Raw genomic sequence first — 22,141 nt, forward strand, 5'->3', positions numbered from 1 at the left:
ATGATCTTTGACAACTCGACAGAGTATCGATCCGTGGAGCTAAGGAGAATTGAACTCCTGACCTCCTGCATGCCATGCAGGCGCTCTACCAACTGAGCTATAGCCCCTTGCGCCACGCGGCGGAGCCGCATGGTGTCTCGCCCCGCCGGGCGGGTCGAACAAGAAGAACTCTAGCCTGCGACCTGCCGGAAAGTGAAATCCAGGTCGGGCCCCGCAAGGCTCAGTCGTCGTCGCCGAGGACGGGCTCCGGGAGGGTGCCCGCGTTGTGCTCCAGGAGGCGCCAGCCGCGGGCTCCTTCGCCGAGGACCGACCAGCAGCAGTTGGAGAGCCCGCCGAGGTTCTCCCAGTGCCGGGCCTCCAGGCCGAGGAGGCGCCCGATGGTGGTGCGGATGGTGCCGCCGTGGCTGACGACCACGAGGGTGCCGTCCTCGGGCAGCTTCTCGGCGTGCCGCAGCACGACGGGGGCCGCCCGGTCGGCGACCTCGGTCTCCAGTTCGCCGCCGCCGCGGCGGATCGGCTCGCCCCGTTTCCAAGCGGCGTACTCCTCGCCGTACCGGGCGAGGATCTCCTCGTGCGTCAGCCCCTGCCAGAGGCCCGCGTAGGTCTCCCGCAGCGCCTCGTCGCGGGTGACGTCGAGGCCGGTGAGGGCGGACAGCTCGGCGGCGGTGTGCGCGGCCCGCCGCAGGTCCGAGGCGATGATCGCGTCGGGCCGCAGGGAGGCGAGCAGCCGGGCGGCGCGGCGGGCCTGCCCGATGCCGGTCTCGGTCAGCTCGACGTCCGTGCTGCCCTGGAAGCGGCGCTCCACGTTCCAGGCGGTCTGGCCGTGCCGCCACAGGATGACGCGCCGCCCCCGGCCGGTGCGGGCGGTCATCTCGCCGGTGGGGCTCATCGCCACTCGCCGCCCGTCTCGGCCGCTTCCTCGGCGGCCTGCAGCCGGGCGTACTCCTGTGCCTTGCCGCGGGTGGCCTTGGCGTCGTCTGACAGCTCGATCTCGGGGCAGTCCTTCCACAGCCGCTCCAGGGCGTAGAAGACGCGCTCCTCGCTGTGCTGGACGTGGACGACGATGTCGACGTAGTCGAGCAGGATCCAGCGGGCCTCGCGGTCGCCCTCGCGGCGCACCGGTTTGGCGCCGAGTTCCTTCTGGAGCCGCTCCTCGATCTCGTCGACGATCGACTTGACCTGGCGGTCGTTGGGCGCGGAGGCCAGCAGGAAGGCGTCCGTGATCGACAGCACGTCGCTCACGTCGTAGGCGATGACGTCGTGGGCGAGTTTGTCGGCGGCGGCCTGGGCGGCGGTGTTGATGAGTTCGAGGGAACGATCGGTCGCGGTCACTACGTAGCTGGCTTTCGGTCGGGGGCAGGGATCGGCTGGGGGCGTGGCGGCGACCCCGACATGGCACGGCCGTCGGCGGTCACTCGACATCAAGGGTCTCACGGACCACCCGGGGCACCCCACGTGATTATCGGATCACCTGGGGTGCCCGTGCCGCCTTCCGGTGCCGTCCATCAGGAGGACGACGGCTTGTAGTCCTGGCCGAGGACCACCGAGACGTCGGCGTTCGAGGCGACCGTGCCCTTGGTCACGGCGCCGTCGGGCAGGCCCAGGGTCTTGGCGACCTCGGTGGCGTCGTCCTTGTGGGCGGCGTCGGAGTAGAGCACCTTCGACGCGGACTGGGCGGCGCTCGCGGTGCCGCCCTCCAGGAAGGTGAAGCCGCCGTTGAGGAGGACCACACGGGCCTTCTCGGTGTCGTCCTTGACGCCGGTGGCGTTCTGCACGGAGACCCGGACGGCCGAGCCCTGGTCGGGGCTCTTCGCGGTGCCGCCGAGGATGTCCTTGACGACGCCGGCGCTGGTTTGGGCGCTGAGCGTGCCGTCGGACTGCACGGGCAGCAGGGCCGTCCCGTAGTCGCCGCCCTTGGCGAGGTCGGCGAGCCGGGCGAGGAAGGCGCCGAGGTTCTTGTCCGACAGCGGCGGCTCGATGATCTGCCCCAGCGTCTGCACGCTGACGGTCGCGGCCTCGGGGTCGGACGACAGCTTGCGCAGCACGCCCTGCATCACCTGGCCGAACCGCTCCAGCTGGGCGTTCTGGGCCTCTCCGGAGGCGCGGTAGGTGGCGTAGGCGACGGCCGCTCTGCCGCTGAGGGTCTGGTTCTTGCCCTTGTGGACGAGGGGGGCGGTGCCCTTCTTCTTGCCGTCCGGGTCCGGGACATCGGTGTTGGTGTCGAGGTCGATGTTGCCGACGAGTTCGACGAGGTTCTGCAGATAGGGGGTGTCCAGGCGCCAGGTGCCCTCGATGCTCGTGCCGAGGACGGTGTCGAGCTGGTCGCGGGTGCCGCCGGAGCCGTCGTCGTCGACCGACTTGGCGAGGGTCGTCACGCTGCCCGCGTCGTCGGTCAGGTTGAGGGAGTTGGGCAGCAGGACGGTGCTGCCCCGCTTGGTGGTGGTGTTGTCGACGAGCAGCGCCGTGGAGGTGCCGCCCTTCGCGGTGTTGTGCAGGTGGACGACGATCACATCGCGTTTCTGGGCGCCGACGGCCGTCGAGGTGCCGGACTTGGCGTCGGACGAGGACAGGCCGGGCAGCTTTCCGGCGTACCAGAGGTAGCCGACGCCGCCGACCGCGACCAGGGCGAGGACGACGGCCAGGGCGATGACGCGACTGCGGGCGCGGCGGCGGGCCTCCTCGCGGCGCTCGGTGCGGTTCTCGGTGAACTTCAGCCAGTCGATGACGTCCTCGGAGTCGCCGTCCGGCTCCTCCACAAAGGCGAACTGCTCGGTGTGGTAGTCCCGTTCGCGACCACCGGCCGGGGATTCGTCCGGTACCTCGGACGGGCCGGGCTGCTGCGGGATGTGGGCGGTCTGCTCGGCCACCCGGGGCTGCCGGCCGGCCGCCGCCGGCTGCCCGTAGGGGTCGTGCGCGGCCGTGCCGTCCGCGGTGGGCGTCCCGGTGCCGTACGGGTCGTAGGCGGTGTCGTAGGACGGCGCCGGGGGCTGCCGGCCGGTGTCGTAGGAGGCCACCGGGGGCTGTCGGCCGGTGTGGTCGTAGGAGTCGTACGGCGGCGCGGGCTGCTGCTGTCCGGCCGCGTACGGGTCGTACCCGTAGCCCTGCTGCGCGTACGGGTCGTACGCCTGCTGCGGGGTCTGCTGCGGGGCCTGCTGTGCCGGGATCTGGCGGTACACCGGCCGCCCGTACTCGTCGTATCCGACGAGTTCGTACTGGTCGCCCCCGTACCCCGGGTCGTATCGGTCGTTCACCGGTGCCCCTCTCGGCTCACTCGCCGCGGTACAGCTCGCGCTTGTCGATGTAGCGCACGACTCCGTCCGGCACCATGTACCAGATGGGGTCGCCCTTGGCGACTCTCGCACGGCAGTCTGTGGAGGAGATGGCCAGCGCGGGAACCTCGACGAGCGAGACCCCGCCCTCCGGCAGCCCGGCGTCGGTCAGATGGTGGCCGGGGCGAGTGACCCCGATGAAGTGCGCGAGGGAGAACAGTTCCTCGGTGTCGCGCCAGGTCAGCAGCTGAGCGAGGGCGTCGGCACCGGTGATGAAGAAGAGGTCCGTGTCCGGATTGAGCGCGCGCAGGTCCCGCAGGGTGTCCACGGTGTAGGTGGGTCCGCCGCGGTCGATGTCGATCCGGCTCACCGAGAACTGCGGGTTCTCGGCGGTCGCGATGACCGTCATCAGATAGCGGTCCTCCGCCGGGGAGACCTTGCGGTGGGACTTCTGCCAGGGCTGGCCGGTGGGCACGAACACCACCTCGTCGAGATGGAACTGCGCGGCGACCTCGCTGGCCGCCACGAGGTGCCCGTGGTGGATGGGGTCGAACGTTCCGCCCATGACGCCGAGGCGGCGCTTGCCCGTGTGCGCGGGGCCGCCGCCCGGACCGTGCCGCGGGGTTCTCACCGTGCCGTTCGCCGCGTCGTCCGCCGGGCCGGTAGGCATGTCCTGCTCTCCCATGCGTGCAGACCCTACCGGCCCGGTCCACGGGCCCCGCCCGTCAGACCCCCGGGTACGGTCCCGGGGGCGGGCCGTCGGGTTCAGCGGTCGCGGTTGAAGCGGGTGGTGATCCACAGCAGGAGCAGCAGGATGAGCAGCGCGCCGCCACCGGTCACGAGCGGGCTGAGGCTGTCGTGGTTGCCGCCGCGCTCCTCGCCCTCGGCGGCGAGGGTGGCCAACTGGGCTGCGGTGCTGTGGAAGCTCATCTTCGGCAGGACCTATCCGGTGTGGGCGGGATAAAGATGTCGGCCCATGGTAAGCGGGCGCCGCAGCGGCCATCACGCCGACTCCGCCATCGGGCACGGGCGGCGGGGAACCTTCCCGGGGGCTCAGTCGTCCTTCTGCTTGTACCCGCGTAGCAGGAACCACGCGGCCAACACACAACCCAGGACCATCACGACCAGAACGATACGGAGCAGATTCCCCGTCCCGTGCTGCTGTGCGGCGCCGGCGGCCTCGACCAGCCAGGCGGTCGCGGGGGTGTGCTCCATGATGTGGACTCCTTCGGCTGTACTGCCCCGTCCACGGTATCTCCGCCTAGGCTGGGCCCTGCCTCGGGGGCGCATCGGCACACCAACGCAACATGGGGACGACATGGGGGACGACATGACCGACGACGGCCATGAGCACGACGGACACGAGCATGTGCCGAGCAGGCAGCGCAGGCGCTTCCCGGGAATCTCCTCACGTGCGTACGAGCACCCCGCCGATCGTTCCGCCCTGGTGGCGCTGCGGCGGCTGAGCGGCTTCGACACGGTCTTCAAGGCACTCAGCGGGCTGCTTCCGGAGCGGAGCCTGCGCCTGCTGTTCCTGTCCGACTCGGTGCGCGTCTCGGACCAGCAGTTCGCGCACCTGAACGACATGCTGCGGGACGCCTGCTACATCCTGGACCTGGAGAAGGTCCCGCCGATGTACGTCAACCAGGACCCGCAGCCGAACGCGATGTGCATCGGTCTGGACGAGCCGATCATCGTGGTCACCACCGGTCTGGTCGAACTGCTCGACGAGGAGGAGATGCGCGCGGTCGTCGGCCACGAGGTGGGGCACGCCCTGTCCGGGCACGCGGTGTACCGCACGATCCTGCTGTTCCTGACCACCCTCGCGCTCAGGGTCGCCTGGATCCCGCTGGGCAATCTCGCGATCATGGCGCTCGTGACCGCGCTGCGGGAGTGGTTCCGCAAGTCGGAGCTGTCGGCGGACCGGGCGGGCCTCCTGGTGGGGCAGGATCTGCGGGCCTCGATGCGCGGCCTGATGAAGATTGCCGGCGGCAACCACCTGCACGAAATGAACGTGGACGCGTTCCTGAAGCAGGCCGAGGAGTACGAGGCGGGCGGTGATCTGCGCGACTCGGTGCTGAAGATCCTGAACGTGCTGCCCCGCTCCCACCCCTTCACCACGGTTCGCGCGGCCGAGCTGAAGAAGTGGGCCGAGACCCGCGACTACCAGCGGATCATGGATGGTCACTACCCGCGGCGCGATGAGGACAAGGACACCTCGGTCCGTGACTCGTTCAAGGAGTCCGCGGCCAGCTACGCCAGTGATGTGAAGAGTTCCAAGGACCCGCTGATGAAGCTGGTCTCGGACATCACGGGCGGCGCCGGGAACCTGGGCGGCCGGGTGCGGCGGGGCTTCGACGGCTTCACCAGCCCGCCGCCGCCGAAGGACCGACCGAAGGACACGCCGCCCGGGGACGCCGAGACCGACGACTGACCGGGACTCCGACCGCCCACCGTCAGCTGGCCCTCCGATCAGGCACCATCGGGTGACCCGGACCCGACCGGCGACCATCGGCTGACCCGGGCCCAACCGGCCACCGTCAGCTGACCTGGGCGCCAACCGCCACCGTGACGTGTCCCGGCCGTGTCCCGGGCCAGCGGATCCCCCGGGCCAGCGGCGCCCGCGAGCCGGCGCTGGAAGACCATGCCGATGCGGCGGCGGGGGGCGGTGACCCGCCACCCGGGCGGGCAGCGGGTAGCTGTCGTAGCCCTCGAAGAGCACCTCCCCGCCGATGGCCGCGCCGGGGATGGCCGCGCCGGACATCAGCTCGGGCATGCGGTCACGGTTCCGCAGGAAGGTCGGCTTGCCGCATCGGGAGGGACCGATCAGGGCGGTCACCCGGCCCCGCGCGGGCATGGTCAGCCATGCCCGGCTGAGCACCTGGTGGCCGCGCCGGGACCCCGGGACAGGACCCAGCACCCCGGCGCCCCGCCGTGGGCTCCGGGTGCCCTCACGGCTTCGGCTGTGCCCCAGCGGCCAGCGTCCCGCACAGCGCCGCCGCGCTCCCCGTCGCATAGGGGTCCGTGCCCGCAGGACCGCCCGCCTTGGCGGTCTGGTCGGCCAGGAGCGGGCGCAGTTGACTGACGGAGTCCGCCGCGCAGGAGAGGGGCCCCGCCTGCACGGAGGAGACGACCAGTCGCGCCTGGCGCAGGCGCAGGTCGTCCCCGTCGAAGCGGAAGGTCAGCTCGCGGCGGACGGTGAACAGGGAGACCCGCGCCGTGCCGCCGGAGCCGGTGGGCCTGAGCGCGTAGACGAAGGTGTGGTCCGCGGTGACCTCCAGGGTGGCCGAGTCCGTCTCGGCGGCCCGCAGCGAGCCCTGCACCCGTATCTTCGGGTCGGCCAGCTCCGCGCGGGTGGGGTCGAAGCGGATCAGCCATCCGGTGGGCGCGTGCCGGCCGTCCGCGGCGGGATGCTCGAAACTCTGGTCGAACTGGTCGAGTTGGTCGGGGTTGAGCAGCATGCGCGCGGGCCGCGTCTGGCCGCCGACCAGCACCTCGGGGTCGAGGGAGGAGCCGACGAGGTAGTCCTTCGCCGTGGTCAGCGCGGTCAGGACCTGGCTGTCGGAGAAGTGCTCGGTGCGCCGGGAGGCGGGCAGCGGGATCCCGTCGGCGCCGACACCGAACTGCGCGGCGGGGCTGTGCTCGTACAGGTACTCGGCGTCGCCCGCGCCGGGCACCCTGCCCTGCGGGACGAGCGGGATGACGGTCATCCGCAGGGGGGCGACGGGTTCCCGGGGCTGGGGCGTGCCGTAGGGGTGGCGTACGCCCATGTAGATCGCGGTGCCGAAGGCGACGGCGATCAGCACGACGAGGATCAGGGCCTGCCGGGACAGCCCGCGGTACAGGGACGGGCGGCGGCGTACGGCGGGCGCGTGGTCGGCCATGCGCTCCTGGGCGGAGTACTCCTGGAGGCGGGCAGCACGGACGAACGACTCGTCGAAGACGACGGATCGGTATTCGTCCTCTCCACCACCGGGAGCGCCCTCGGGTGTCCCCTCGGGTGGGTGTCCGGCCCCGCCCATACTTTCAGAGTAGGTCTCAGGGGGCTCAGGTAAACGCCCTGGTACGCGACAAGTTCTGACGGGTTCTCACCGGAGTGTGTGCCGGCGTTCAGGGGGTGCGGGGCACCGCGGGGACGGCCGGCTGGGAGTAGTCGGCGGAGACGGAGGGAGCCGCCGTCGTGCCCTGTTCAAGGCCGGTGGAGGCGGGCGGCGGGACCTGGTCCCGGCTGCCCGAGGAGGCGCCGCGGTAGACCGCCGCGAAGGCCAGCGCGACCATGCCGACGCCCATCACGACGGCGAGCACCCAGGCGACGGGGCGATGCCAGCGGATGTGCTTGCCGTAGCCCGCGGCGCCGTAGTAGTCGTCCAGGGCGTCGAGGTCGTCCGGGTCGTCGAGGTCGCGGTCGGGGCCGAAACCGTGTCCGTCGGGGCCGTACCCGTCGTCGTACCGCTCGCCTCGGGCGTGTGCGCGGCGGGCCTCCGCCTCGGATGCCTCGGCTCTCGCCTGTGCGGCGGCCAGGAGGCGTTCGACGGCGGTCGGCTCATGCACCACGGCCGCCCGTACGAATGCCTCGTCGAAGACCACGGAGGCGAACTCTTCGTCCGACACCCCGTGGTCGTGGTCGTCGTCGGGCTCCCAGCCGTCAGGGAACGGCGTGCCCCCCACGTCCTCCGGCACCGTTCCAGAGTAGACCTGGGGGGTCAATTTGGGCAGACGGTACGGACATTCATCCGCTTGCTGAGACGCCGCCCGCGCGCCTTCCGCGCGCCTTCCGTGCGCCTCCCGCGCCCCGCCGCCCCGGCCCGCTCGGGCCGGGCCCGCCCGCGCGGCGGCAGGCATCCCAGGTCAGCGCACGTGTCCGTCGCCGGTCACGATGTACTTGGTGCTGGTCAGCTCCGGCAGGCCCATCGGTCCGCGGGCGTGCAGTTTCTGCGTGGAGATGCCGATCTCGGCGCCGAAGCCGAACTGGCCGCCGTCGGTGAAGCGGGTGGAGGCGTTCACGGCGACGGCGGTGGAGTCGACCAGCTGGGTGAAGCGGCGGGCGGCCTGCTGCGAGGTGGTGACGATCGCCTCGGTGTGGCCGGAGGTCCACAGCCGGATGTGCTCGACGGCCTTGTCCAGCGAATCCACGACCGCGGCGGCGATGTCGTAGGAGAGGTACTCGGTCTCCCAGTCCTCCGGGGTCGCCTCGACCACGGTGGCCTTGGAGCCCTCGGCGTACGCGAGGACCCGCTCGTCGGCGTGGACGGTGACCCCCGCCTCGGCGAGGGCGTCCAGGGCGCGGGGCAGGAACGCGGCGGCGATGTCCTGATGGACCAGCAGGGTCTCGGCGGCGTTGCAGACACTGACCCGCTGGGCCTTGGAGTTGATCAGGATCTCGACGGCCATGTCGAGGTCGGCCTCGGCGTCGACGTAGACATGGCAGTTGCCCGTGCCGGTCTCGATGACCGGCACCGTGGACTCGGAGACGACCGTCTGGATGAGGGAGGCGCCGCCGCGCGGAATGAGGACGTCGACCAGGCCGCGGGCGCGCATCAGCTCACGGACGCTCTCGCGGCTCTCCCCGGGCACCAGCTGCACGGCGTCGGCGGGCAGCCCGGCCCCGCCGACGGCGTCCCGGATCACCCGCACCAGGGCGGTGTTCGACTCGTAGGCGGAGGACGAGCCGCGCAGCAGGACCGCGTTGCCGGACTTCAGGCAGAGCGCGGCGGCGTCGACGGTGACGTTCGGGCGGGCCTCGTAGATGATGCCGACCACGCCGAGCGGGACACGGACCTGGCGCAGGTCGATGCCGTTGGGGAGGGTGGAGCCGCGGACGACCTCGCCGACCGGGTCGGGCAGCGCGGCGACATGCCGGACGTCGGCGGCGATGGCGCGCACCCGCTCCGGGGTGAGGGTCAGCCGGTCGACGATCGCCTCGCCGGTGCCGGCCTCGCGGGCCTTGGCGGTGTCCTTGGCGTTGGCCTCGACGATCTCGCTGGTCCGGACCTCCAGGGCGTCCGCGATGGCGAGCAGCGCGTCGTCCTTCACGGCGCGCGGCAGCGGCGCGAGGTCGGCGGCGGCGGCCTGGGCACGGTAGGCGGCCTGGGTGACCGGGGACATGGCGTCGTACGGCGAGAGCGTGGTCATAAAGGAAGCGTAGTGCGCGGTGCGGGGCCGGACTCCGGTTGTCCCACACCGCGAGACGGGGTCAAAAGGGATGAACCCCCACCGGGGTCGCGGGTGCCGGGCCGTAGCCGCCCGCGATGCGCTGGTGATAGGTCTCGCGGTCGATGACCTCCAGGCCGACGATCTCCCACGGGGGCAGCGCCGCGGTCTGCCGGTGCTCGCCCCACAGGCGCAGTGCCACGGCCGCCGCGTCGTGCAGGTCGCGGGCCTCTTCCCAGTAGCGGATCTCGGCGTGGTCATGGGCGTATCTGCTGGTCAGCAGGAAGGGGTGGTCGTGGGCGAGCTGTTCGAGGCCGCGGCGCAGCTCCTTCAGGGGGACCTCCTCACCGGCGACGCTGAGGGTCACATGCCACAGGCGGGGCAGGTCCTTCGGCTCCTCGTAGGACTCCCCGGCCGTGACACTCGTCAGGGCACCACGGGACGCCGCGGCCCCAGGGCGCACTCGTCTCACGACGGCCTCCTTCACGCAGCGCTCGGACGGATCACCGTGCCCTTGAGGCACGTCCCTGAGACAAAGTTGAGCAGGCCGCAGGGCTCCGCGTGGCGGTTTTACGGAAGGTCCCCCACCGGGGGCCGTCGTAACGCCCCGATTTACGGGTGCAGGATCACCAGGTCGTCCCTGTGTACGACCTCGCGTTCGTACGCACGGCCCAGCTCGCGTGCCAGTTCCCGGGTCGAACGCCCGAGGAGCTGGGGGATCTCCTTGGCGTCGAAGTTGACGAGGCCGCGGGCCACCGCGTGCCCCCGGGGGTCGCGCAGTTCCACGGGGTCGCCGGCGCTGAACTCGCCCTCGACGGCGGCGATCCCGGCGGGCAGCAGCGAGGTGCGGCGCTGCACGACCGCCTGCACCGCGCCGTCGTCCAGGGTCAGCGAGCCCTGCGGGGTGGAGGCGTGCTGGAGCCACAGCAGCCGGTCGGCGGAGCGCTTGCCGGTGGGGTGGAAGTAGGTGCCGGTGTCGCCGCCGGCCAGCGCGTCGGCGGCGTGCACCGCGCTGGTGAGCACTACGGGGATGCCGGCGGCGGCCGCGATCCGGGCGGCCTCGACCTTGGTGAGCATGCCGCCGGTGCCGACCCCGGCCCGGCCGGCGCTGCCGATCTCGACACCGTCGAGGTCGGCGGGGCCGCGCACCTCCGCCAGCCGCGAGGTCCCGGGCCTTGCGGGGTCGCCGTCGTAGACGCCGTCCACGTCGGACAGCAGCACCAGGAGGTCGGCGTGCACGAGGTGGGCGACGAGGGCGGCGAGGCGGTCGTTGTCCCCGAAGCGGATCTCGGCGGTGGCGACGGTGTCGTTCTCGTTCACGACGGGCAGGGCGCCCATCGCGAGGAGCTTGTCGAGGGTGCGGGAGGCGTTGCGGTGGTGGGCGCGGCGGCTCATGTCGTCCAGGGTGAGCAGGACCTGGCCGACCCGGACGCCGTAGCGGGCGAAGGAGGCGGTGTAGCGGGCGACGAGCAGGCCCTGGCCGACGCTGGCCGCGGCCTGCTGGCGGGCGAGGTCCTTGGGGCGGCGGCGCAGACCCAGCGGTGCGAGGCCGGCGGCGATGGCTCCGGAGGAGACCAGGACGATCTCGCGTTCGCCGCCGCTGCGGCTGCGGGCGAGCACATCGACGAGCGCGTCGACGCGGTCGGCGTCCAGGCCGCCCGCGGCGGTGCTCAGCGAGGAGGAGCCCACCTTGACGACGATCCTGTGGGCCTCGCCCACGGCCTGCCTTGCCCTTGCCACCTTGCCCTCTGTCCCCTCGATCAGGTCCGGCTGCCCTGTGCGGCAATCTACGCGAACGGGATCCGGGGCGGCGCTCCGTTCCACTCCCCGGACAGACGCGGAGCGACCGGGCGAACACGCTGCGCACACGGCAAAAAGGTTGCACTGGTTGCGTATAGAAATTAAAGCTCGTGCAAACTTAACTTGAACTCCGTGCAACAAACAGTTCGTCGCCCCAAGCGCATACTCCTCAGATCGGGGAAGAGTCCCTACGACGTCGTGTCGCTGGAGGAGGCCCTCCACCGGGACGTCATCGCCACCAACGCCGGCAACCTGATCTTCAGTGACGCCGCGCACAAGATCCTGGAGACACCGGACACCGAGGTCGTCTCGAACGGCATCCGGGCGGACGGGTCGGCCGCGGCCCGGATCAACGAGGAGTACGACGCTTTCGTGGTGCCGTTGGCCAACGCCTTCCGGCCGTCGTTCGAGGGCAGTTTGACCCGGCTGACCCGGCTCATCTCCCGGCTGAGAATCCCTGTGGTGGTGCTCGGGGTCGGCGCGCAGACCGGGGTGAGTTACGACCCGGCGCGGCTGAAGCGGATCGAGCCCGCCGTGCGGGACTTCTGTGCCGCGGTGCTGGATCGCAGCGCGTCGATCGGCGTGCGCGGCGAGTTCACCGAGCAGTACCTGAACGACATGGGTTTCAGGGACGTCGAGGTCATCGGCTGCCCCTCGCTGTTCCTGAACGGCCGTCAACTCGACGTGGGCAAGCGGGCGCTGGAGCTGACAGCGGATTCCCGGATCGCGGTCAACGGTTCGCACAGCGCGGTGCAGGCCGGCCTGGGTGAGATCATCGAGCGCACCCACCGGCGCTACCCGGACCTGTGCTTCGTCGGCCAGAACCTCAGCGACGCACGGCAGTTGCACTGGCGGGACCTGTCGGACCCGAACAGCGGGCTGACCACGATGCCGACGCATCCGGACCACCCGTTGTACGGGGAGGACAAGGTACGGGTCTACGTCGATCCGGTCACCTGGATCGACGATCTGCGCGGGTTCGACTTCTCCTTCGGCTCCCGGATCCACGGCAACATCGCGGCGCTGCTGGCCGGGACGCCCGCGACGGTGCTGTGCGGGGACTCGCGGACGCTGGAGCTGTGCCGCTACTTCGACATCCCGCACCGGCGGCTCGACCAGGTCGTCAAGGATCCCGAGTCCGCGGACCCGGCGCGGCTGTACGAGCAGGCCGACTTCACGGGGCTGGTCGGCGGCCATCCGGAGCGGTTCGAACGGTTCACGGCGTTCCTGGACAAGAACGGCCTGGAGAACACGTTCACGCACGGTGACGGCGGGGCGGCGTTCGAGGAGCGGATGCGGCGGCTGTCCTTCCCGCCGGGGGTGCGTCCCTGGCTCGGCACGGACGCCGCTTCGCTGCTCTCCCGGATGGGCTGGCTGCACCACCGGGTGGGCGAACTGACGCTGGACAACGCTCAGTTGAAGCGCGAGCTGGCGCGGGCCCGGGCCGGCGCCAAGACCGCCGCCAAGGCGGCCGCGGCGGCCCCGTCGACGGCGTCGGTCTACCGCCGGGCCCGCCGCGCGGTGGGCCGCCCCCTCCGCCGCGCCCTACGGGCGAGCCGCCGACAGACGACCTGACCCGGCCACACCACCCGTCCGACGGCGCCCCATCGGCCGCCCTCAGCACTCACGCTCAGTACTCGCCCTCGGCACCCGCGCTCAGTACTCGCGCTCGGTGTTCGCCCCCCGGAACCGGTGTGCGGCCCACGGCCGCGCGCCGGTTCCGGCCTTGTGGGCGCGGTCGGGCTCAGGCCGCCTTGCCGAAGCCGCGGCGTGGGAGTGTGCGGCGGATCTTGCGGAGGGCTCGGCGGACGAAGGAGTTGGCGCTCGCCTCGCGGTAGCCCTCGAAGGCGCGGGCCTCGCGGGCCTCGGCGAGGTAGAGGCTGTCGGGGAGGCCGGCCGCGCGGGAGCGGAAGTGCGGATAGACGAGGTAGATACGGGTGCCCCGCTTCTCCAGCACGGCGGCGGCCTGCCGCTTCGCCCGGACGAACTCCACGACGTCCACGAGCAGGTCCGGACGGCCGATCGCCACCAGATGCAGACGCAGCCGCTCGTGCACCTTGAGCCGCCGGGCGACCTCGGGGTTCCAGTAGGCGTCCATCAGCGGCTTGGCCAGCTCGAACTTGTGCCGCCTGACCTCCTCGGTGTCCTTCAGGTACTTGGGGCCGAACTGCGGCAGCAGCGTCACCAGGAAGGGCCGGAGCATCAGAGTGTCGCGCCGGGTACCGGCCGGGACCATCTCGGCGATCAGGTTCATCAGGGCGCGCGCGGAGTCGAAGCGCAGCGCGTGGCCGCCGGTCTTCGTGACGTGCTTGCCGTCGTCGCGGCCCACCAGGTAGTAGCAGGTGTAGTCGGCGAGCACGGAGACGCCGTCGGCCCGCAGATACGCCTCCATGGTGAACAGCGCGTCCTCGCCGGTCCACAGGGACTCGTCGAAGCGCATCCCGTGCCGGTCCAGCAGCGCGCGGCGGAACAGCTTCTGCGCGCTCAGCGTGAACTTGATGTTGGAGGAGTAGACGTCGGTACGACCGAGCGTCTTGCCCCACATCGACTTGGGCGGGGTGCGGTTGATGCCCTCGACTCGGCCGAGGACCACATCGGTGCCGTTCTCGTCGGCCATGGCGACCAGGCGTTCCAGGGCCTCGGGCCCGAGCCGGTCGTCGGCGTCGAGGAAGAACACATACCGTCCGCCCGCCTTGCCGAGGCCGACGTTGCGCGGGCCACTGGGGCCGCCGGAGTTCTCCTGCCGGATCACCGTGACCGGCATGGCGGCGCGGGCCGCGAACTCCTCCAGGTACTCCCCCGTGCCGTCGGTGGAGCCGTCATCGACCGCGATGACCTCGATGCGCCCCGGGTCGATGGACTGCGCCTCGACGGACTTCAGACACTCCACCAGGTACGGCATCGCTTCGTACGCCCCGATGATCACGCTCACATCAGGCTGCGTCACGACGGTCACGTTTCCCCCTCGTCAAGAGAACATTCCCCCCGTATCTCCTTAATAGCAACCTGTTAGACGGATGGCAGGTCATGTCGGTTGCCTTGCGGTACACATTCAGTGGCACACGTCACATGGCGAACGCACAGACAGGGGGCTGCGGGTGACACCGGAGCGTACGCACGGCCGGTAAGAATCGCTCAGCCCAGACGAAGACAGATGGTAAGAAGACGTGGCGAGAAGACTCGGTGAAAAACCTGGAAACGATCTGAAAAGGGACGGTCGGCGAAAAGGCCGGAAGGGGTGTGGGGCAGCAGAAGGGCTCGGCCCCGCGGAGATCACGCCCCGGAGGGCCGGGCCCGGCTTCGGTTGCGGGACGTCAACCCGCCACGAGGCGTCAACCCGCCGCAGGGTCTCAGCCCGCCGCGGGGCGTCAGCCCGCCGTCACACCGTCCGTCTCGCCCGCCGACGACAGCCGCTGCCCGGGCAGCAGTTCCGCCAGCGCGCCGTCCTGCGCGCCCTCCTGCCCGCCGCCGGCCGCGGCCCGCTTCGCCTGGCCGAGGTTGCGGGTGTCGGCCTTGTGGGCGAGGTCGGCCACCGCGGTGTTGAACTGGTCGATGGACCTCGGCTCGTCCGGGCCGAGCAGATACCGCTTCAGCTCCCCGCGGTCGTCGGCCAGCGGGTCGGCCGACGGCTCACGCACGGCGGCCAGCAGACCGCCCAGCTCCTCGGCACCGTTGGACAGGATCACCGCGGCGCGCACGGCCGTGTTCTGCCGCTTGAACTCCTCCACGCCCAGTCCGGCGGAGTCCGTGACCGCGTACGGCTTGCCGCTCGCGATGAAGTCGGAGACCACGCTGGAAATGTCGGAGACCATCGCGTCGGAGACGTTGAAGCAGTCGTACAGGCGCGGCTCGGCGCCCGTGATGACCCGGTGCTCGTGCGCCGGGAAGGAACGCCAGTGGGCGGCGTTCCACTCGGTGCGCAGCCGGGCGATCTCCTCGTGCCGGTCGACGTCGACGACGCCGTCCCGGGACGCCTCGGCCTCGTCGCCCTTCTCGCCGCCGGTGCCGGACAGCTCGGCGAGCCGGGCCTCGATACGGGCCAGCTCGGTCCTGGCCTGCGTCTCGGCGGCCGGTTCTGCGGGGAACCGGGAGTCGGCGGCGCGCTGTGCGGCGGCCTTCTCGACCAGCGCGGTGATCCGCTCGTGGGCAGCCTTGGCCTGGGCGCTGCGGGTGCCGGTGAAGGGGTGCGGCTTGTAGAGGACGCGGACGGGCGGGTCGGCCTGCACCAGCCGCCGCACGATGTTCTCGCCGGCGAGCAGGATCGAGGTGTTGCCCGGGTTGTCGTCCCAGCCCTCCCAGGTGGGCGCGTACAGCACGGTCGGTATCCGGTCCTCGGGGACGCCCTGCCAGGTCCGGATCGGCGCCAGTTGCGGGCGGCCGACCTCGACTATGTCGTCGTCGCGCACGCCCACGTCGGCGATGGCGTACCGGTCGCGGCCCGCGCGGCCCGCGGTCCACACCTCGTCGTACACCTTGCTGAACGGGTTGACGCTGGCGAGCTTGTCGCTGTCGCCGTGGCCGATGAAGACGTGCTTCATGGTCGGTACGCGCAGCAGGTGGATGTTCTTTCCGACGTTCGCCGCGTACAGCGCGACGCGCACCGTGGACAGTTCCATGTTCATCAGGTGCACACCGCCGGGCACGCAGACGACGGGGACCGTGGTCGGGGCCAGGTGTTGCAGGATGACCCGCTCGCGCAGAATGACCAGCGGCCGGGTCGTCAGCTGCTCCATGGTCTCCAGCCACATGTTGACCTGGTACGCGGAGTCCTTGGAGCCGGAGAAGTAGAGCACCGTCTCCGGCTTGTAGGCGGTCAGCCAGTCGTCGACGGCCGCCAGCACCCGCTCGGCGTTCGGCGGGATCCGGCGGCCGCGCACGTAGGGCATGAGCGTGAGAACGTACAGCAGGGCGAGGAACATCGTGATGCCGATGCCGGCGTAGGCGTACACGGACCGGTCCAGCGCTGTGCCGACCAGGATGCCGAGGACCGCGAACAGGTCGAGATGGAGCATCTTCTCCGCGGAGCGGTGCAGCAGTCGCCGCGGCGGTGCGTCCGGGATACGGATGCGGGACTTCAGGTCGACGTTGCGGGTGGCTACCGGCATGCGGCGGCGGTTGCGGATCAGGGTGACCAGCGCGCCGTGCGGGGCCTGTAGGGCGAAGAAGGCGATGAAGCAGGCGATCGCGCTGTAGGAGATCAGGTTGTCCGAGACGGACAGCCGGGCCAGCAGCAGGACCAGGAGCAGCTGCCGGATCAGGAAGCGGATCGACAGCCCGGCGCGCACCTTGCCGAGGCGGTTGATCAGGTAACTGCCCCTGCGGTGCAGGTAGTGGTCCGCGAGGTAGGTCACTGCGGCCGCGGCCGCGAAGGCGTACACACTCGGGACGAGCGCGGCCACCATGAGGCAGGAGTAACCCAGCATCATGAGGGCCGCCGCGGCCAGCTCGGCCGCGCTGCCCACCCGGGCGACGCGAATGGCGGTGGATATCACGGATAACCTTTTGCTGACAAAACTGCCGGAATAAGACCTTACGGGCGGTCTGGGGTTTTACGGATTCAGGCCCCTGTGAATGCTCCGCTAACGCGCAGCGACAGGGGCCTGAATTACAGGTGGCTATTTCCTGTCGATTATGCCACGCCGTCCTGACGGTCCAGGACGCCGGCCAGTGCCTGCTCGAAGCCGGACGCCTCGCTCGCGCCGGCCGTCGGATCCTGCTGGCGGACGTCGATGACATGACCGGTCAGCTCGGACAGCAGCACATCGAGCGAGGTGCGGGCCACGGCCTCGGAGGAGAGCAGGGTGCCCGCGGGCTCCTTGCCGAAGGCCTTGGTGCGCATCGGGGTGGCGGTGCGCTCGGGGTTGATGCAGTTGACGCGGATGCCGTCGCCCGCCCACTCGTCGGACAGCGCCTGGGTGAGGTTGACCATGGCCGCCTTGGTGGAGGAGTACAGGCTGTACTCGGCCCGGCCGCGGGTGTAGCTGCTGGAGGTGTAGAGCAGCAGCTGGCCCCTGGTCTCGGCCAGGTACTTGTACGCGGAGCGGGCGATCTGCACCGGGGCCAGGTAGTTGACCTTCAGCGCCTCCTCGATGGTGGCGTTGTCGGTCTCGGCCAGCTTGCCGATGCGCAGCACGCCCGCGGTGTTGACGACGTGGTCGATCCGGCCGGTCTCCGCGTACGCCCTGGACAGCGCGTCGTCGACCTCCTCCGGGTTCTCCACGTGCGTGCCGGTGGTGGAGCGGCCGAGGGCGTAGACCCGCGCGCCGTGGGATGCGGCGAGCTCGGCGATGTCCTTGCCGATGCCGTACGAGCCGCCGAAGATCACGACGGTCCGACCGGCGAGCAGTTCGCGGTAGGAGTCCTCGCCGTTCTGCTCGGGCGCGGCCGTGGAGCCGAGCTGGAAGAGCTTGTCGGCGATGAACACATCGACCGGCTGCGTCACCTTCATGTTGTACTCGTCGCCCGCCACGACATGGATCGGCACGTCGGGCAGGTACTTGAGCACGACCGAGCAGTCGTCGGTGGCCTGGAAGTTGGGGTCGCCTGCCGCCACCTCGTAGGCGCGGCGGATCGTGGACAGCTTGAATGCCTGCGGCGTCTGGCCGCGGCGCAGCCGGGAGCGGTCCGGGATCTCGGTGATGAACTCACCGTCGTGGCCGTGGGTGCGCGTGACGATGATGGTGTCCGCGGACGGGATGGCGACATCGACGGCCTCGTAGCGCTCCAGGGCCGTCACGCAGTCGTCGATGACGCGCTGGGACAGCAGGGGGCGTACGGCGTCGTGGAAGAGGACGTTGAGGTCCTCGCCCTCGGCCAGGTCCGCGCGGAGGGCGGCGATGGCCCGCTCGGTGGTCTCGTTGCGGGTGGTGCCGCCCTCGATGATCTTCTTGATCTTGGTGAACCCGGCTTTGGCGACGATCTTCTCGACGTCCGGCACATAGCCCGGCGCCATCAGCACGATGACGTCGTCGATCGAGTCGGCATTCTCGAAGGTGGTCAGGGTGTGCTCGATGACTGCCTTGCCGGCGATCTTCAGCAACTGCTTGGGGATCGACAGACCCACCCGCTGACCGGTGCCACCGGCCAGGATCACTGCGGTGGTACGGGGCTTGGCTATGTACTGGGACACAGGTGACCTACCTTGGCGCGTCAGGGAACCCGGAAATGGTCCCACTTCCGGTAACCGCAATGCAAGGTGAGCGTCCTTCGTTGCATATGTGCACGCAACCTGCCATTCACCTTCCGGGCCTGGTGATAGGCGATGCTCCGCGGAAGAGGCCCGAAGAATTGCTGTGAGTAACTCCACAGGGCTTTGGCATGGCGGAACGTGACGCATCGTCGGCTCAGCGCCACCACAGCCGCTTCGGACGGCGGTGGCCGAGCACCCGGACCGGCGGCGCGTGGCGTTCCTTCGACGGCGTCCGGGGCGCGGTCCACGCCCGAGCTGCGGACTCGGAGGGGACGATCTTCACGTCGTGCGGCGTGGGGCTGCACGTGTTCTTCATATCCATGACCGCGCCGTTACGGACCAGCCGGGAATACAGCTCATCCGGCAGAACATTGCCGCGGAATTCCCCATGAAGATCCCGCGGATTCCGCGGATTCCGCGGCAATTCGGGCTCGGCGAGGGCGAGCGAACGATTCGCCGCGTCCGGAACGGCCTGCACACGACGGTGATCCGGTCCGGGCCTGCCCCCCTTCGGTGGGCACGGTGTCGCCCATCAGATGCCGGTCGCCGCTGAGCGGCTCAGTAGCGCAGTAGCGCTGTAGCGCAGCTGCTCAGCGGCCTCGGAAGGCTCCGTGCGGGCCGGCCGGACCGGTCGGAACCGGTCGGACCGGTCGGAACCGGCCACCGCGCGTCTCAATCGAAGGGATCGAACTCGTCGAACTCGCGGGTGGACTCGTCCCGTTCGGCCTGCCGCTCACGCCGCCGCTGGACGGCGGGCCGCTGCTCCTCGAACCGGTGGTCCTCGCCACGTCGGCCGAGCATCTCCGCGCCCGCCATCACCGACGGCTCCCAGTCGAAGACGACCGCGTTCTCCTCGGGGCCGATCGCGACGCCGTCCCCGGCGCGGGCGCCCGCCTTCATCAACTCCTCCTCCACACCGAGGCGGTTGAGCCGGTCGGCGAGGTAACCGACGGCCTCGTCGTTGGTGAAGTCGGTCTGCCGGACCCAGCGTTCCGGCTTCTCGCCGCGCACCCGGAACAGCCCGTCGTCCTCGCGCCTCACCGAGAAGCCCGCGTCATCGACGGCCTTCGGCCGGATGACGATCCGCGTCGCCTCCTCCTTCGGCTTCGCGGCCCGCGCCGCGGCCACCAACTCGCCGAGCCCGTACGACAGTTCCTTCAGCCCGATGTGCGCCACCGCGGACACCTCGAAGACGCGGTAGCCGCGTGCCTCCAGGTCCGGTCGCACCATCTCGGCCAGGTCCTTGCCGTCCGGCACGTCGACCTTGTTGAGGACGACGATCCGAGGACAGTCGCCGAGTCCGCCGTACTGCTTCAGCTCCTCCTCGATGACGTCGAGGTCGGAGAGCGGGTCACGGTCGGACTCCAGCGTGGCCGTGTCCAGCACGTGCACCAGCACGCTGCACCGTTCCACGTGCCGCAGGAACTCCAGGCCGAGTCCCCGGCCCTGGCTGGCGCCGGGGATCAGCCCCGGCACATCGGCGACGGTGTACACGGTCGCGCCCGCGGTCACCACGCCCAGGTTCGGCACGAGGGTGGTGAAGGGGTAGTCCGCGATCTTCGGCTTGGCCGCGCTCAGCACCGAGATCAGCGAGGACTTGCCCGCGCTCGGATAGCCGACGAGGGCCACGTCGGCGACCGTCTTCAGCTCCAGCACGATGTCCTGGAGGTCGCCCGGCTCGCCGAGCAGCGCGAATCCGGGCGCCTTGCGCCGGGCCGAGGCCAGCGCCGCGTTGCCGAGTCCGCCCCGGCCGCCCTGCGCGGCGACGTACGACGTACCGTGTCCGACCAGGTCGGCGAGCACCTGGCCCGCCCTGTCCAGCACGACGGTGCCGTCCGGCACCGGCAGGACCAGGTCCTGACCGTCCTTGCCGGAACGGTTGCCGCCCTCGCCGGGCTTGCCGTTGGTGGCCTTGCGGTGCGGGGAGTGGTGATAGTCGAGCAGCGTGGTGACGGACTGGTCGACGGTCAGGATCACATCGCCGCCGCGCCCCCCGTTGCCGCCGTCCGGACCGCCCAGCGGCTTGAACTTCTCACGGTGGACGGAGGCACAGCCGTGACCTCCGTTACCCGCGGCGACATGCAGCTCGACGCGGTCCACGAAGGTGGTCATGGTGGGTGCCTCCTGGGGATACCCCGGCCGGAGGCAGGGGGTGTACGGATGACTTGCTGGGTAACACGCGAAAGGCGGACCCGCCTTCCCGCCCGGGAAGTGAGGTCCGCCTCGCGAAACGTACGGTCGGGAGCCTGGGTCAGGCGACCGGGACGATGTTCACGACCTTGCGGCCACGGTGGGTACCGAACTCCACCGCACCGGCCTCCAGCGCGAACAGCGTGTCGTCGCCACCGCGGCCGACACCGGCGCCGGGGTGGAAGTGGGTGCCGCGCTGGCGGACGAGGATCTCACCCGCGTTCACGACCTGGCCGCCGAAGCGCTTCACGCCGAGCCGCTGGGCGTTGGAGTCGCGACCGTTCCGGGTGGACGATGCGCCCTTCTTGTGTGCCATGTCTCCTCAGTCCTTACTTCGCAGCCGCGGGGATCTCGGTGACCTTGATCGCCGTGTACTGCTGGCGGTGGCCCTGGCGACGGCGGTAGCCGGTCTTGTTCTTGTAGCGCAGAATGTCGATCTTCTGGCCCTTGTGGTGGTCCACGACCTCGGCCTGGACCTTGATACCGGCCAGCACCCACGGGTCGCTGGTCACAGCGTCGCCGTCGACAACGAGCAGGGTCGAGAGCTCGACCGTGTCGCCGACCTCGGCGGTGGAAATCTTGTCAACCTCGACGATGTCGCCGACAGCAACCTTGTGCTGGCGGCCACCGCTACGCACGATGGCGTACACGCGGATCTCTCTTTCGCTCGGAAACGGCACCCCCGCAGGCCAGCCGCCCAGAACAACACGAGCGACCTCTCCCGGCCAACCCTGTGCCCGGGAGGAAGAGGTTTACGGGGATATGACGCGCCTCTGTGGACGGACACGCCGACGGCCAAGGTTACGGGGAGCTGACCGAGAGGGTCAAACCGGGCCCGGTCCGACCGGGGTGCGGCCGGTCACCGGGACCGGCCCCACCTTCCGTCGGGCCCGATCAGCCCTCGTCCGTGGCGGCCACGACCGCCGTCTTCTTCGCCGTCGACTTGGCGGCGGCTGTCTTGGCGGTTGTCGCCGCCTTCTTGGCCGTCGTCTTCTTCGCGGCCGTCTTCTTGGCGGCCGTCTTCTTGGCCGCGGTCTTCTTGGTGGCGGCCTTCTTCGCCGTGGCCTTCTTGGCGGTCTTGCGGGCCGCCTTCTTGGCCGGAGCGGTCTCCTCGGCCGACTCGCCGGCGGTCGGGTCCGCCCCGTCCGGCTCCCCGGCGGCCACAGCCGCCTCGGGCGCCTCGGGCGCCTCTTCCGTCGCGGCCGACGGGACGACCACCACGGCGGCCTCCTCGGACGCGGTCGGCGCGGTGGACTTGCGCACGGCGCGGCGCCGCGGACGGGCCGGGGCGGCTGCCTCGGCGGACGGCTCAGCGGCGTACGGCTCCGCGGCCGGTGCCGTCGGCTCGGGCGCCGGCACCGCCGCCGGCTCCTCGGCCGCGTGCGCGGCCTCGGTGACCGTCACCACGGCCGCCTCGGCACCCGCGGGGGAACCGGCCGGAGCCGACACCTTCCGGGTCGCGCGACGGCGAGTACGGCCGGTGGGCGCGGCCTCCTCGACGGCCGGGGGCGCGGCGGCGGGCGGGCGCGCACCCCGCGAGCGC

20 protein-coding genes, 1 tRNA gene and 1 pseudogene are annotated in these 22,141 nt (G+C 70.8%); 2 read left to right on the plus strand and 20 right to left on the minus strand.

Annotated features, from left to right (window positions below; genetic code table 11):
- Positions 1-34: 34 nt before the first annotated feature.
- The 7 genes from ACWEKM_RS18095 to ACWEKM_RS18125 form a co-directional block, all read right to left on the minus strand.
- Positions 35-107: transfer RNA gene (locus ACWEKM_RS18095), tRNA-Ala, on the minus strand.
- 113 nt (positions 108-220) lie between these two features.
- Positions 221-889, minus strand: a complete 669-nt coding sequence (locus ACWEKM_RS18100; RefSeq protein ID WP_451622168.1) for a histidine phosphatase family protein — start codon at positions 887-889, stop codon at positions 221-223.
- On the minus strand, positions 886-1,332 hold the full coding sequence (gene rsfS, locus ACWEKM_RS18105) for a ribosome silencing factor (RefSeq protein WP_451622169.1): 447 nt from the start codon (positions 1,330-1,332) through the stop codon (positions 886-888). The genes ACWEKM_RS18100 and rsfS overlap by 4 nt, the downstream gene beginning before the upstream one ends.
- Positions 1,333-1,505: 173 nt before the next feature.
- On the minus strand, positions 1,506-3,251 hold the full coding sequence (locus tag ACWEKM_RS18110; protein WP_451622170.1) for a LytR C-terminal domain-containing protein: 1,746 nt from the start codon (positions 3,249-3,251) through the stop codon (positions 1,506-1,508).
- A gap of 16 nt (positions 3,252-3,267) precedes the next feature.
- A complete protein-coding gene (gene nadD / locus ACWEKM_RS18115) occupies positions 3,268-3,954 on the minus strand; it encodes a nicotinate-nucleotide adenylyltransferase (RefSeq protein ID WP_451622171.1) in 687 nt (228 codons plus the stop codon).
- An 80-nt stretch (positions 3,955-4,034) separates the two neighbouring features.
- On the minus strand, positions 4,035-4,199 hold the full coding sequence (locus tag ACWEKM_RS18120) for a hypothetical protein (protein ID WP_451622172.1): 165 nt from the start codon (positions 4,197-4,199) through the stop codon (positions 4,035-4,037).
- Positions 4,200-4,322: 123 nt separating this feature from the next.
- Complete coding sequence (locus ACWEKM_RS18125) at positions 4,323-4,484, minus strand: hypothetical protein (protein WP_451622173.1); 162 nt, start codon at positions 4,482-4,484, stop codon at positions 4,323-4,325.
- Positions 4,485-4,587: 103 nt separating this feature from the next.
- Between ACWEKM_RS18125 and ACWEKM_RS18130 the strand changes: the two genes are divergently transcribed.
- Positions 4,588-5,703, plus strand: coding sequence for a M48 family metallopeptidase (locus ACWEKM_RS18130; protein WP_451622174.1), 1,116 nt, complete (start codon positions 4,588-4,590; stop codon positions 5,701-5,703).
- Between the two features lie 517 nt (positions 5,704-6,220).
- On the opposite strand, the gene ACWEKM_RS18135 is transcribed toward ACWEKM_RS18130, so the two are convergent.
- The 5 genes from ACWEKM_RS18135 to proB form a co-directional block, all read right to left on the minus strand.
- The gene (locus ACWEKM_RS18135; RefSeq protein WP_451622175.1) at positions 6,221-7,291 is read right to left on the minus strand and encodes an SCO2583 family membrane protein; all 1,071 of its coding nucleotides are present in this window, start codon (positions 7,289-7,291) and stop codon (positions 6,221-6,223) included.
- A gap of 88 nt (positions 7,292-7,379) precedes the next feature.
- Positions 7,380-7,949, minus strand: coding sequence for an SCO2584 family spore wall biosynthesis protein (locus ACWEKM_RS18140; RefSeq protein WP_451622176.1), 570 nt, complete (start codon positions 7,947-7,949; stop codon positions 7,380-7,382).
- Positions 7,950-8,117: 168 nt separating this feature from the next.
- Positions 8,118-9,401 (minus strand): glutamate-5-semialdehyde dehydrogenase, encoded by a 1,284-nt coding sequence (locus ACWEKM_RS18145; RefSeq protein WP_451622177.1) that lies wholly within the window; start codon positions 9,399-9,401, stop codon positions 8,118-8,120.
- A gap of 61 nt (positions 9,402-9,462) precedes the next feature.
- Positions 9,463-9,891, minus strand: a complete 429-nt coding sequence (locus ACWEKM_RS18150; RefSeq protein ID WP_451622178.1) for a hypothetical protein — start codon at positions 9,889-9,891, stop codon at positions 9,463-9,465.
- Between the two features lie 140 nt (positions 9,892-10,031).
- Complete coding sequence (gene proB, locus ACWEKM_RS18155) at positions 10,032-11,138, minus strand: glutamate 5-kinase (protein ID WP_451622179.1); 1,107 nt, start codon at positions 11,136-11,138, stop codon at positions 10,032-10,034.
- Between the two features lie 213 nt (positions 11,139-11,351).
- On the opposite strand from proB, the gene ACWEKM_RS18160 reads away from it, so the two are divergent.
- Entirely contained in the window at positions 11,352-12,794 is a 1,443-nt protein-coding gene (locus tag ACWEKM_RS18160) for a polysaccharide pyruvyl transferase family protein (RefSeq protein WP_451622180.1), read from the plus strand.
- Positions 12,795-12,963: 169 nt separating this feature from the next.
- Here the strand turns inward: ACWEKM_RS18160 and ACWEKM_RS18165 are convergent, their stop codons facing one another.
- The 8 genes and pseudogenes from ACWEKM_RS18165 to ACWEKM_RS18200 all read right to left on the minus strand — a co-directional run.
- Entirely contained in the window at positions 12,964-14,121 is a 1,158-nt protein-coding gene (locus tag ACWEKM_RS18165; RefSeq protein ID WP_451622186.1) for a glycosyltransferase family 2 protein, read from the minus strand.
- Between the two features lie 466 nt (positions 14,122-14,587).
- Positions 14,588-16,711 carry a hypothetical protein gene (locus ACWEKM_RS18170; RefSeq protein ID WP_451622181.1) on the minus strand — a complete coding sequence of 708 codons (2,124 nt, stop codon included), beginning with the start codon at positions 16,709-16,711 and terminating at the stop codon, positions 14,588-14,590.
- A 137-nt stretch (positions 16,712-16,848) separates the two neighbouring features.
- On the minus strand, positions 16,849-18,348 hold the full coding sequence (locus ACWEKM_RS18175; RefSeq protein ID WP_451622182.1) for a D-ribitol-5-phosphate cytidylyltransferase: 1,500 nt from the start codon (positions 18,346-18,348) through the stop codon (positions 16,849-16,851).
- A 214-nt stretch (positions 18,349-18,562) separates the two neighbouring features.
- Positions 18,563-18,886 carry a hypothetical protein gene (locus ACWEKM_RS18180; protein WP_451622183.1) on the minus strand — a complete coding sequence of 108 codons (324 nt, stop codon included), beginning with the start codon at positions 18,884-18,886 and terminating at the stop codon, positions 18,563-18,565.
- 194 nt (positions 18,887-19,080) lie between these two features.
- The gene (obgE, locus tag ACWEKM_RS18185) at positions 19,081-20,520 is read right to left on the minus strand and encodes a GTPase ObgE (protein WP_451622184.1); all 1,440 of its coding nucleotides are present in this window, start codon (positions 20,518-20,520) and stop codon (positions 19,081-19,083) included.
- A 139-nt stretch (positions 20,521-20,659) separates the two neighbouring features.
- The gene (rpmA, locus tag ACWEKM_RS18190; RefSeq protein ID WP_071384751.1) at positions 20,660-20,914 is read right to left on the minus strand and encodes a 50S ribosomal protein L27; all 255 of its coding nucleotides are present in this window, start codon (positions 20,912-20,914) and stop codon (positions 20,660-20,662) included.
- 13 nt (positions 20,915-20,927) lie between these two features.
- Positions 20,928-21,248 (minus strand): 50S ribosomal protein L21, encoded by a 321-nt coding sequence (gene rplU / locus ACWEKM_RS18195; protein WP_393112460.1) that lies wholly within the window; start codon positions 21,246-21,248, stop codon positions 20,928-20,930.
- A gap of 244 nt (positions 21,249-21,492) precedes the next feature.
- Positions 21,493-22,141, minus strand: a pseudogene (locus ACWEKM_RS18200) (Rne/Rng family ribonuclease); the annotation flags it as partial.

The sequence above is a fragment of the Streptomyces sp. NPDC004752 genome (genome assembly GCF_053601275.1).